Origin of the sequence: Saccharibacillus brassicae (assembly GCF_006542275.1) — a bacterium.
In the GTDB taxonomy this organism is placed as follows: domain Bacteria; phylum Bacillota; class Bacilli; order Paenibacillales; family Paenibacillaceae; genus Saccharibacillus; species Saccharibacillus brassicae.
This window is the reverse complement of the sequence record NZ_CP041217.1, coordinates 2,616,241-2,628,887: the sequence shown is the minus strand read 5'-3', so window position 1 is coordinate 2,628,887 and position 12,647 is coordinate 2,616,241. Positions and strand designations below refer to the sequence as shown.

Here is a 12,647-nt window from a genome sequence, read left to right as displayed (position 1 = left end):
CATGATCAAAGCGATCCAAGAGTCCAAAGGCGACAAGATCTTCCTGATCTGCACCTATGTCTATCTGTCCGTCGCCCTGCTCGTCGTGCTGTATCCGCTTATCTACATTCTCAGCGCCTCGATCAGCAGTCCGCAGGCAGTCAACTCCGGGCAGATGTGGCTGTTTCCCAAAGACGTTACCTGGGCCGGCTACGAGCTGGTGTTCAACAATCCGAAGATCTGGAACGGTTATCTGAACACGATCATCTATACGCTCGTCGGCACGCTGCTCAATCTGGCCGTCACCCTGCCCGCTGCGTATGCGCTCAGCCGGTCCGATTTTGTCGGCCGGGGCTGGTTTATGGCTTTTATCCTGCTGACGATGTTCTTCAGCGGCGGGTTGGTTCCGACGTATCTGGTGGTCAAAAACCTCGGCTTGATCGACACGATGGGCGCGCTCATCCTGCCGGTCGCCGCCTCGGTATGGAATATCGTCGTCGCCCGCACTTTTTTCCAATCGGCGATTCCCAAAGAACTGCAGGAAGCGGCGCATATCGACGGCTGTACGAATCTCAAGCTGTTCTGGCGCGTCGTCCTGCCGCTCTCGGCCCCGATCATCGCGGTCATGGCGCTGTTCTACGGAGTCGGACACTGGAACAGTTACTTCCCTTCGCTGATCTACCTGAACAGCGAAGACAAATATCCGCTCCAGATGGTGCTGCGCCAAATTCTCGTCCTGCAGGAAATGTCCGCGGAAACGACAGGCGCGGCGATCAGCGGAGACATCGCGCAGGCCATGAATTCCAAAGCCGAGACGGCCTCGCTGATCAAGTACGGGGTCATCGTCGTCTCGACGCTGCCGATCATCGCCGTGTATCCGTTCCTGCAGCGATATTTTGTCCAGGGGGTGATGGTGGGTTCGGTCAAGGGTTAAGTTGAAATCATCCATTCAAACACAGAGGGGGATTTACCATGAACATCCGAAGCAAAGCCTGGAAGCTGCTGATGGTTGGAGGGCTTGGCGCCTCGCTGCTGGCAGGCTGCGGAGGCTCCGACGAAGCGGCAAGCAGCGGGGAAAAAGTGACGGTCAGCAAGGAAGGATTCCCGATTGTCGAGACCCCGATCAAACTTACCATGATGGCGCCGGACGTCGGGATTCAGAACTGGGAAGACATGGTCGTCCTGCAGGAAATGGAGAAAATGTCGAACGTCTCTTTTGAATACAAAAACGCGCCCAAAGAAAGCTTCGATACGAAAAAGAACCTCGTCTTCGCCAGCGAAGATTACCCGGACGTCTTCTACGCCGCGGGCCTGACGCCGTCGGAGCAGCTCAAATACGGCGAACAGGGCGTGCTGCTCCCGCTCGAAGGACTGATCGACGAATACGCGCCGAACTTCAAAGCGCTGCTGGAAGAATACCCGGACGTGCGCAAATCGATCACGGCGCCGGACGGCCATATCTACTCGCTGCCGGTCGTCGAGTTCAGCCAGCACTGGTACCGCAATCCGATGTGGTACAACGGCGAGTTCCTGGACGCGCTCGGGATCGACAAGCTGCCGGAAACGACGGAAGAACTGTACGATTACCTAAAGCGGGTCAAGGAAGAAGATCCGAACGGCAACGGCGAAATGGACGAGATTCCGGTCTCTTCGGTAACGACCGCGGCCGCCAACGTGCGGGATATCCGGACCTGGCTGCTGGGCGCGTTCGGCATCTATGAAGAAGAAATTTACGTAGACGACAGCGACGTCGTGCATTACACGCCGGTCGAAGAAGGCTACAAACATTACCTGGAGTACATGAACCGTCTGTGGGCGGACGGCCTGCTCGATCCGGAAAGCTTCTCGCAGACCGGCGAACAGAAAAAAGCCAAAGGCCAAAGCAACCGGCTCGGCCTGTTCTCCGACTGGCATGCCTACATGACCAAAGGCGGCGAACCGTCCGACAAAGATCCGATGTTCCTGCCGGTACGCAGCGAGTTCGTCGACCAACCGGCGATCGCCAAAAACCGCGGCATTACGACCGGAGCTTTTGCCATCACCAAAACGAATCCGTCGCCGGAAGCGTCGATGCGCTGGGTCGATTACCTGTACTCCTACGAAGGTGCGCTGCTGTTCAACAAAGGACCGGAAGGCACGCTTTGGGAGTATGAGAACGAGGCGGATCGCACCAAAAAAGCACTGCCTGTTCCGGGCGGCGGAGATTCGGAAGAATACCGCTCCACGCTGACGCCGAACTACGGTATTCCGGCTCCGACCATCTCGATGGACGATATTACCAAAGGCCTGAAGAACGATTTCGATCTGTGGGTGGAAAAAGAAACGCAGACCAAACTGCTCGACAACGGAGCGCGCGCGCCGTTCCCGGCCCTGTTCCTCACCGTTGAAGAACAGTCCGAGATCAACAGCCTGAACTCCGACCTCAGCACGTACGTCAAGCAGATGGAAGCGAAGTTCATCACGGGCGCCGAGCCGATCAGCGGCTGGGACGCTTACGTCGAGACGCTGAACAAAATGGGCGCGAACCGCGTCAAAGAAATCAATCAAGCCGCGTACGACCGCTGGAAAGCGAACTAAGCGTCGCAAGCAATATCGTGTGGACGCAACACCGGTTGGACACACGATCGTGTGGACGCAAACTATGAACACGGCCGCGGGAGCCGCGGAAAATCGAAGTGCACGGACGGATCGTCGGCCGGGCGGGCGCGAACAGCGCTCGCCCCGGCGGCGGCCCGCCGCGCCTCCCTTTCCTGCTCCTGCGGCCGTTCTTCTATTTAGACGGGAAAGGCGCTGATGTTCTTATGGAACGGAAACCTGATGAATACGCAACGCGGGAAGCACGATTCGAACTGCAGCCGCAGCCCGGCAGGCGAAACCCGAGTCCGCGCCTCGAAGCGGCCCGGCCGCGGATCGAGGAACTGCTCGAACGCATGACGCTCGAAGAAAAGATCGGCCAGTTGGCCCAGCCGTTCGGCTGGACCTGTTATACCCGTCAGGCTGACGGCACCGTCGCCCTGACGGACAGCTTCAAGCGCCGGGCAGCCGCGGGCGGCGTCGGTTCGCTGTACGGCACGCTGCGCGCCGATCCGTGGACCGGCGTGACGCTTGAGACCGGGCTGTCGCCGGCCGAAGGCGCGCAGCTCGTGAACGAGATGCAGGCCTACGCGCTGGAGCACGGGCGGCACGGCATTCCGATCCTGTTCGGCGAGGAATGCTCGCACGGCCATATGGCGATCGGCGCCACCGTGTTCCCGGTGCCGATCTCGATCGGCAGCATGTGGAACCCGGATCTGTACCGGGAGCTGTGCCGGGCGGTGGCGCTGGAGACGCGCAGCCAGGGCGGGGCGGCGACCTATTCGCCCGTACTGGACGTCGTGCGCGATCCCCGCTGGGGCCGGACAGAAGAATGTTACGGCGAAGATCCGTATCTGACGTCCGTACTGGGCCGGGCAGCCGTTGAAGGGCTGCAGGGGCCGAGCGGCGATCTCGGGGCGGACGATGCTATTCTCGCGACGCTCAAGCATTTTGCCGCCTATGGCAGTTCGGAAGGCGGCCGCAATTCCGCGCCGGTCCATATGGGTCCGCGCGAACTGCACGAGATCGACCTGCTGCCGTTCCGCCATGCGGTAGACGCCGGTGCCCGGTCGGTCATGACCGCGTATAACGAGATCGACGGCGTGCCGTGCACGACGAACCGCCATCTGCTTCAGGACATTCTGCGCGACGCCTGGGGCTTCGACGGCTTCGTCATAACGGACTGCGGCGCGCTCGGCCTGCTGACCGCCGGACAGAATACGGCCGAAGACGGCGCGGAAGCGTCGGCGCAGGCGCTGCGCGCGGGCGTCGACATGGAGATGTCGGGCGAGATGTTCGACCGGCATCTGCTCTCGGCCGTGCACAGCGGGCGGCTGGGCGAAGCGGACGTGGACCTCGCGGTTCGCCGGGTGCTGGAGCTGAAGTTCGAACTGGATCTGTTCGAGCGGCCGTTCGCCGATCCGGACCGGGCGCGGCAGGTCATCGGCAGCGGCAAGCACCGGGAGCTGGCCCGCCGGGCCGCGGCCCAAAGCCTCGTGCTGCTCAAGAACGACGGCGGCGTACTGCCGCTTGCGCGGTCCGCTTTCGACAGCAGCGGCGGCCGTGCCGGCCTGGATGGCAGCTCCGCCGGCACGGACCTGCCGGAAGGCTTCGGCCGGATCGCCGTCATCGGCCCCAACGCCGACGCGCCGTACAACCAGCTCGGCGATTATACGTCGCCGCAGCCGGACGGCGCGATCACGACCGTGCTGGGCGGCCTGCGCGCCGCACTCGGCGATGCCGCCGGCGAACGCGTGCTGCATGCGCCGGGCTGCCGGATTCGCGGCGAATCGCGCGAAGGCTTCCCCGCCGCGCTGGCCTGCGCGGAGCAGGCCGACGCGATCGTGCTCGTGCTCGGCGGATCGAGCGCGCGCGATTTCGGCGAAGGCACGATCGACCTGCAGACCGGAGCTTCGGTCGTCACGGGCGACTCGTGGAACGACATGGAATGCGGCGAAGGCATCGACCGTTCGACGCTGAACCTGGCCGGCGTCCAATTGGAACTGGCGCAGGAGATCCACAAGCTGGGCAAGCCGGTCATCGTCGTCTATATCAACGGCCGGCCGATCGCCGAGCCGTGGATCGCGGAGCATATTCCCGCCATCTTGGAAGCGTGGTATCCCGGGCAGGAAGGCGGACATGCGATCGCGGACGCGCTGCTCGGCGACGTCAACCCGTCCGGCCGGCTGACACTCGGCATTCCTAAGCATGTCGGCCAGCTGCCGGTCTACCACTACAAGCGCCGAACCCGCGGCAAAAGATACCTGGAAGACGATTTCGAAGCCCAATATCCGTTCGGCTTCGGCTTGAGCTACACCTCGTTCGACTATTCGAACATCCGGTTGGACCGGTCGTCGATCGAAGCGGACGGACAAGCCGTCGTCTCGGTCGATATTCGCAACACGGGCAGCCGGGCCGGCGAAGAAGTAGCCCAGCTCTATGTGTCCGACCTTGCCGCATCCGTCGTCCGGCCGGAGAAAATGCTCAAAGGCTTCCGAAAAATCGCATTGGAACCCGGCCAGTCCCGCACCGTCTTTTTCCCGATCGGGCGCGAGCAGCTGGAATTCGTCGGGCCCGACCTGACCTGGATCGTGGAACCGGGGAATTTCCGCCTGACGGTCGGCCCGAGTTCTGTCGAAGGCTTGAGCATCGAACTTGCCGTACATGCCGACAAGCCCGCCGCGCGATAGCGCAGCCGGCTTGCACGGTTCAGCCTATGATTTATAGCATACTCGTTTCAACCCATTCTTGAAGCTGGAGGTCTTTTCCCATGAAAATCACCCGACATCCCGACAATCCGATCGTCGTGCCCGGTCTGTACGAATGGCGCAAAGCGACCGTCTTCAATCCCGCCGTCATCGTCGACAACGGCAAATTTTATATGATCGAACGGACCGCCGGATCGCTGACGCCGTGCAAAAATTACCTCGGTCTGCTCGAAAGCGAAGACGGCGTGCACTTTACCCACGTCAAGGAAGAACCGATCCTAACGCCCGATCAGCTCGGCTTCCCGTATGGCAGCGTGCAGGACCCGCGCGTCGTCAAGATCGACGGCACGTTCTACCTGAACTACGCCCTGCGTCCGTGCGCGATGAGCTATTACCCGACCGGCACCGGCATTCCGGAACGCTCGATCCCGACCTATCCCGACGGCTGGGGCGAACAGCCCGGCCACTGGTTGACCCGTTCGTCGATCGCCAGGTCCGATAACCTGATCGATTGGGAATTCGTCGCCGACACGACGCCGCTTGAGATCAACGACCGCGACAACATCCTCTTCCCCGAAAAGATCAACGGGCGATTCGTGCTGCTGCGCCGCCCCGAAGAATACGTCGGCGAAGCGTACGGCACGGAGAAAGCGGCGATGTGGATCACCTACTCCGACGACCTTATCCATTGGGACGAGCCCAAGCTGCTGGCTGCAGCGGAGAATCCCTCCTGGGAATCCCGCAAGATCGGCGGTTCCACGCCTCCGATCCGGACCGACGCCGGCTGGCTCGTGCTGTATCACGGCGTGGACGACGACATCGTCTACCGCGTAGGCGCGCTGCTGCTCGATCTGGACAATCCGGAGATCGTGCTTGCCCGTACCTGGGAGCCGATCATGGAACCGGAGACGTATTACGAAAAATTCGGCTACCAGATTCCCAACGTCGTGTTCCCGACCGGCAATATCGTCAAAGACGGGCTGCTGTACATCTACTACGGGGTCACGGACACGGCGATCGCGCTGGCGACGGTGCCCGTGGACGAATTGGTCGGGCATCTGCTGGAGCAGGTGGAGCCGGCCGGGCAGACGGGGCGGAATTAAGCTCTTTTCGACGCTTTCTGCTTGCGGTACTGCCCGGGGGTGAAGCCCATTTCTTTTTTGAACCGCCGGATGAAGTTGGGCGCGTCCAGATAGCCGACCTGCTCGATGATTTCTTTGAGGGGAGCGCTCGTCGTCTCCAACTGCCGGATCACTTCTTCGACGCGGCTGCGCCAAATGTACTGCGAAAAATTCAACCCGGTCTTTTCCTTGAAGCTGCGGCTCAGATAAGACGTGGATACCGAATACTTCAGCGCGAGATGTTCCAGGCTCAGCGTATAATCGGAGAATCGGTCGTCCACGTCTTTTACGATGTCGTCGATCAGCGTGTCGCGCGTCTCTTCCGTGTTGCGTTCGACCTGCGCGCAGATCTCGGAAGCAAGCGACAGCAGGCGGCTCTCCAGTTCTTCCAACGTTTCAAAAGAAGCCAGAACCGAAATGTCCGCAAACACTTCCCTCATGCCGAGTTCCGACGCCGTTCGCAGCAGCGAGTTCAGCACGTCGAAGCAGATACAGCGCAGCAGCGGCGCGGACAGCGGTTCTTTTTTGAGCGTATCCATGATGTCCGACAAGATGCGTACCGCTACAAGCGTACTGCCCTGCTTGAGGCTCTGATCCAGCTTGAGAATCAGTTTACGCGAGATCCAGAAGCTGCCTTCTTCCGCCTGTTCGGGCCCGGCCAGCTGCTCGAAATACGTCACCTGCCCGCGTCCGTTCATCTTGCGGTGTTCCAGCGCCGTAGCCGCTTCCACGAACGACTGGTTAAGCGAGTCCAGATCTGCATAAGCGGACCCAACCCCGATATGCGGCACGGACTGCAGCCCGTCGACCGCAAGCAGCCGGACCGCTTCGATCGTACGCGCGATTCTCTCTTGCAGCCCGTCCCCTCCTTCCTGCTCTTCCAGGGCAATCACCAGCGCAAGCTGGTCGACGGCGGAAAATTCGACCCCGAACACGCGCGCGCCGGTGCCTTCCACGACGAAATGACTAAGCGCATCGCGCACCGCATACCGTTCTTCCGAAATCCGGCGTCCCTCCGCAGGCTCGCTCCAGGACAGGATCGCCGTGAGGTATTGCCCTTGACCGTCCCCGAAGCCCAGCCCGATCCCGTCGATCGTCCGCATCATCTCCCGGTCGTCCGGACGGCCGTGCTTGAGCAGGAGCAGCAGGCATTGGTTGCGCACGAACGGCTGCTGCATATCGATTCTCGCATTGTATTCGCGGATCGTCTGCCGGATGGAATCCCATTCGTTCGACGCTTTGGCCGCCGCTCCGCTCTGGATGCCGACGAATTCCATCAGGTCTTTGACCGGATGGTACTGCCGTCTGGCCAGCATCATCGCCGCGAGGCTGCCCGTGACGACGACGAGGGCGAAGACAATCGCGATCAGCGTCTGCACATGGGCCACCCGTCCGAAAAACTGGTGGCTCGGCATCGCCATCACATACGTCCAGCCGTTTTCTTCCGACGTGACCGACACGACCGACTGCTTCTCCCCGGCCAGCGTCATGCTGTGAATGCCCGGCTCCAGATCGGCAAGCGTCCCCCATTCCGCGCCCGGCGTCTCCGTTCCGCGGCTGTTGGTCGTCAGCACTTCTCCTTTTTCGTTAAAAATGTAATTGCTGCCGTTCACGTCGTTCAAAATGGAGTCCATCACGCCGGTCAGCTTGGATTCCTTCATTAAATACACGACCGCTCCATACGGATACGGATCGTTGGTCTTGATCGGCACGATATACGTCAACATCGGCTCCTGGCGCGAATACATATTGACCATCTCCGCGGCGCGGATCAGCGGCTGATCGATCTCGTTCAGATTGCGCCGCACTTCTTCCGCTGTCCAATTCTCGAATCGGTACTCCCGGTTGAAGACGACGTCCAGATTCGCGAGTCCGCGGTAGGAATAGATCAGCGAATCGCCGTGCATGTACAGCAGCAGGTCTTCGACGATGCTGTTGCTCGCTTTGTAGTTGGCCAGTGTGCGGATCGCTTCCTGCGCATACAGCGTATGGTCCAGCATGTAGGGAGTGAGATGTTCGTCGTACGAAATCCGGCTGGCAAGCGCATGCAGTTCGTTCATCCGGTCGTCGATCGTCAGCTTCACTTGATTGAGCTGGTTGATCTTGGACTGCTCGATTTCGGAGCGCAAATTTTTGACAGCGCTATCATATACAAAGACGGTAAGAGCCGTCAAAGGAATCAGAAAGGCCAGTATATAAGAAAGCGCGTATCGGAACAAAAGCTTGGACTTCATTACGTTCCATCGTTCCTGAAAAACGAAACGGGATCCGTAGAAAGCTTGTATGCTGCGTTTCATGGTGTGCTTTTGCCCCCTTTCGACCGATGATGTTCTAAACATTATAACGTTATATTGAATTTGACGCTAGAGGGGGGAGCGCGCCTTTTTCGACCTGCGCTTCGTTGTCCTCCCCCTTTTCTCGATTGGAATAAGAGCATCTGGCTGGAAAAAGGGGAAGGACAAAGGCGCTCCGGTTCGAAAAAGGCGCGCTCCCAGGCGGGGAAGAGGGAAGGCCTCTCAAGCCTCTACGCGCTTGAGAGAGATTAAGAGCGGGAAGGGCGGGCGGCTGCAGCGAGCCGCCTAGAAGAGGCAGCGGCTTTGCCGGCTGCAAGGGCGCAAAATTAAGGGCAACAGCAAGGTACAAGTACAAGATCAACGGTAAAAATAACGATGAACAAGAAAAAAAGCCTTTACCGATTAAACGGTAAAGGCTTTTTCTTTTTGGCTTGGCGGCTTCCTACTCTCCCAGGACCCTGCGGTCCAAGTACCATCGGCGCTAGAGGGCTTAACGGTCGTGTTCGAGATGGGAACGTGTGGAACCCCTCTGCCATCACCACCAAACCTAGGCTTACGAAGTAAGCCGGAACAGATTGTCTTTAGGAAACGAATATCCCGATTGGGCCTGTGTTTCCTAAACAAGCTCTGTCTTGTACAAGGTTTGCACCTTGAAAACCGGATCCGAAACGATCCACTTCGCGTCATGAAGTGTTTGCCTGCGCAGTGTGCTCAACCGAAGCAGAGGCTTCCGAAGAGTCTGGCTGCGCAAGGCTGTAGGATAAGCCCTCGACCGATTAGTACAGGTCAGCTACACGTATTGCTACGCTTCGACCTCCTGCCTATCTACCTCGTCGTCTCCAAGGGGTCTTACCACTTGCATGTGGGAAATCTCATCTTGAGGGGGGCTTCACGCTTAGATGCTTTCAGCGTTTATCCCTTCCGCACGTAGCTACCCAGCGATGCTCCTGGCGGAACAACTGGTACACCAGCGGTGCGTCCATCCCGGTCCTCTCGTACTAAGGACAGCTCCTCTCAAATTTCCAACGCCCACGACAGATAGGGACCGAACTGTCTCACGACGTTCTGAACCCAGCTCGCGTACCGCTTTAATGGGCGAACAGCCCAACCCTTGGGACCTACTTCAGCCCCAGGATGCGATGAGCCGACATCGAGGTGCCAAACCTCCCCGTCGATGTGGACTCTTGGGGGAGATAAGCCTGTTATCCCCAGGGTAGCTTTTATCCGTTGAGCGATGGCCCTTCCATGCGGTACCACCGGATCACTAAGCCCGACTTTCGTCCCTGCTCGACCTGTCCGTCTCGCAGTCAAGCTCCCTTATGCCTTTACACGCTGCGAATGATTTCCAACCATTCTGAGGGAACCTTTGGGCGCCTCCGTTACATTTTAGGAGGCGACCGCCCCAGTCAAACTGCCCGCCTGACACGGTCCCTGTACCGGATCACGGTACGAGGTTAGAACTAGCATGCGATCAGGGTGGTATCCCAACGGCGCCTCCCCGAAGCTGGCGCTCCGAGATCTAAGGCTCCCACCTATGCTGTACAAATCGCACCCCAGTCCAATATCAAGCTGCAGTAAAGCTCCATGGGGTCTTTCCGTCTTGTCGCGGGTAACCTGCATCTTCACAGGTATTAAAATTTCACCGGATCTCTCGTTGAGACAGCGCCCAAGTCGTTACGCCATTCGTGCGGGTCAGAATTTACCTGACAAGGAATTTCGCTACCTTAGGACCGTTATAGTTACGGCCGCCGTTTACTGGGGCTTCAATTCAGAGCTTCGCGTTGCCGCTAACCCCTCCTCTTAACCTTCCAGCACCGGGCAGGCGTCAGCCCGTATACTTCGCCTTGCGGCTTCGCACAGACCTGTGTTTTTGCTAAACAGTCGCTTGGGCCTTTTCACTGCGGCCCCTCGTGCTATTCACACTACCGGGGCACCCCTTCTCCCGAAGTTACGGGGTCATTTTGCCGAGTTCCTTAACGAGAGTTCTTCCGCGCGCCTTAGAATACTCTTCCCACCCACCTGTGTCGGTTTGCGGTACGGGCGCCTTCACCTGGCTAGAAGCTTTTCTTGGCAGTGTGAGCCCAGGACCTTCGCTACTGTAATTTTCGCTCCCCATCGCAACTTGTTCTTAGAGCCGGCGGATTTGCCTACCGACCAAACTTGTTACTTGGACGGACATATCCATCAGTCCGCGTCCCTTCCCTCCTGCGTCACTCCATTGCTCGTAACGGTTTACGGCGGTACAGGAATATCCACCTGTTGTCCATCGACTACGCCTTTCGGCCTCGCCTTAGGTCCCGACTAACCCTGAGCGGACGAGCCTTCCTCAGGAATCCTTGGGTTTTCGGCGGATCAGATTCTCACTGATCTTTTCGTTACTCATACCGGCATTCTCACTTGAATACAGTCCAGCGCTCTTTCCAGTACACCTTCAATCCGTATTCAACGCTCCCCTACCCCTGATGCACAAGGCATCAAGCCATGGTTTCGGTGGTGTGTTTAGCCCCGTTACATTTTCGGCGCAGAGTCACTCGACCAGTGAGCTATTACGCACTCTTTAAATGGTGGCTGCTTCTAAGCCAACATCCTGGTTGTCTGGGCAACTCCACATCCTTTCCCACTTAACACACACTTGGGGACCTTAACCGATGGTCTGGGCTGTTTCCCTTTTGACAATGGATCTTAGCACTCACTGTCTGACTCCCGGATATAAGTTGATGGCATTCGGAGTTTGACTGGACTTGGTAACCCTTGGCGGGCCCCGCACCCAATCAGTGCTCTACCTCCACAACTCTCAATCCGAGGCTAGCCCTAAAGCTATTTCGGGGAGAACCAGCTATCTCCGGGTTCGATTGGAATTTCTCCGCTACCCCCACCTCATCCCCGCACTTTTCAACGTACGTGGGTTCGGGCCTCCAGTGCGTGTTACCGCACCTTCACCCTGGACAGGGGTAGATCACCCGGTTTCGGGTCTACACCTACATACTAAAGTCGCCCTATTCAGACTCGCTTTCGCTGCGGCTCCGGCTTCTCACCTTAACCTTGCATGTAAACGTAACTCGCCGGTTCATTCTACAAAAGGCACGCCATCACCCCTTAATTGGGCTCTGACTTTTTGTAAGCGCACGGTTTCAGGTTCTATTTCACTCCTCTTCCGAGGTCCTTTTCACCTTTCCCTCACGGTACTGCTTCGCTATCGGTCACCAGGGAGTATTTAGCCTTGGCAGATGGTCCTGCCGGATTCATACGGGGTTTCACGTGCCCCGCACTACTCGGGATCCGTCTCGGAGAGAGCTTGCTTTCGGCTACAGGGCTATCACCTGCTGTGGCGGGTCGTTCCAAACCTCTTCGCCTACCAAACTCCTTTGTCACTCCGTGTGAGACGTCCCACAACCCCAGAGAGCAAGCTCTCTGGTTTGGGCTGTTCCGCGTTCGCTCGCCGCTACTGACGGAATCACTATTGTTTTCTCTTCCTCGGGGTACTTAGATGTTTCAGTTCCCCCGGTCTGCCTCTGCCGAGCTATGAATTCACTCGGTCAGTAACTGGGTATGAGTCCAGCTGGGTTCCCCCATTCGGAAATCTCCGGATCAACGCTCACTTACAGCTCCCCGAAGCACTATCGCGGTTCGTCGCGTCCTTCGTCGGCTCCTGGTGCCTAGGCATCCACCGTGCGCTCTTACTTGCTTAACCAAACTTCATTAGGAAATCGTCTTCCGAAGAAGAGATCTTCCAGACGCGAAGTTTTTCGTTTCGGTATCCAGTTTTCAAGGAACAACTTTTGGGTGCCTCACTTCGTGTGGATCAAAAGTTGTTCTCGCGTTAAGCGAAAATCTCTTGACCTTCCCAAGTGAATCCAAAAGGAATTGAAAGAGTTCCCTCTCTCAAAACCGAACAGTGAGTGTTAGAGTGTCTCTATTTTTTATCTCCCGAGAGAAGCGGGACTGAATGTTTCCGTTGCAGGAAACGATTC

General features: G+C 58.3%; 5 protein-coding genes and 2 rRNA genes. 4 read left to right on the top strand and 3 right to left on the bottom strand.

Features of this window, described 5'->3' with window-relative positions; translation table 11 throughout:
* Position 1: 1 nt before the first annotated feature.
* From FFV09_RS10975 to FFV09_RS10960, 4 genes are all read left to right on the top strand, one after another.
* Complete coding sequence (locus FFV09_RS10975; RefSeq protein WP_141447869.1) at positions 2-913, top strand: carbohydrate ABC transporter permease; 912 nt, start codon at positions 2-4, stop codon at positions 911-913.
* Between the two features lie 38 nt (positions 914-951).
* Positions 952-2,556, top strand: a complete 1,605-nt coding sequence (locus tag FFV09_RS10970; RefSeq protein WP_141447868.1) for an extracellular solute-binding protein — start codon at positions 952-954, stop codon at positions 2,554-2,556.
* A gap of 353 nt (positions 2,557-2,909) precedes the next feature.
* Positions 2,910-5,243, top strand: a complete 2,334-nt coding sequence (locus tag FFV09_RS10965) for a glycoside hydrolase family 3 N-terminal domain-containing protein (protein ID WP_246098557.1) — start codon at positions 2,910-2,912, stop codon at positions 5,241-5,243.
* Between the two features lie 80 nt (positions 5,244-5,323).
* The gene (locus FFV09_RS10960; RefSeq protein WP_141447866.1) at positions 5,324-6,364 is read left to right on the top strand and encodes a glycoside hydrolase family 130 protein; all 1,041 of its coding nucleotides are present in this window, start codon (positions 5,324-5,326) and stop codon (positions 6,362-6,364) included.
* On the opposite strand, the gene FFV09_RS10955 is transcribed toward FFV09_RS10960, so the two are convergent.
* From FFV09_RS10955 to FFV09_RS10945, 3 genes are all read right to left on the bottom strand, one after another.
* Positions 6,361-8,511, bottom strand: a complete 2,151-nt coding sequence (locus tag FFV09_RS10955) for a helix-turn-helix domain-containing protein (protein ID WP_342782101.1) — start codon at positions 8,509-8,511, stop codon at positions 6,361-6,363. The two genes, FFV09_RS10960 and FFV09_RS10955, sit on opposite strands and share 4 nt — an antisense overlap.
* Positions 8,512-9,105: 594 nt before the next feature.
* Positions 9,106-9,222, bottom strand: a 5S ribosomal RNA gene (rrf, locus tag FFV09_RS10950).
* 210 nt (positions 9,223-9,432) lie between these two features.
* Positions 9,433-12,367 (bottom strand): 23S ribosomal RNA (locus FFV09_RS10945).
* Positions 12,368-12,647: the final 280 nt, after the last annotated feature.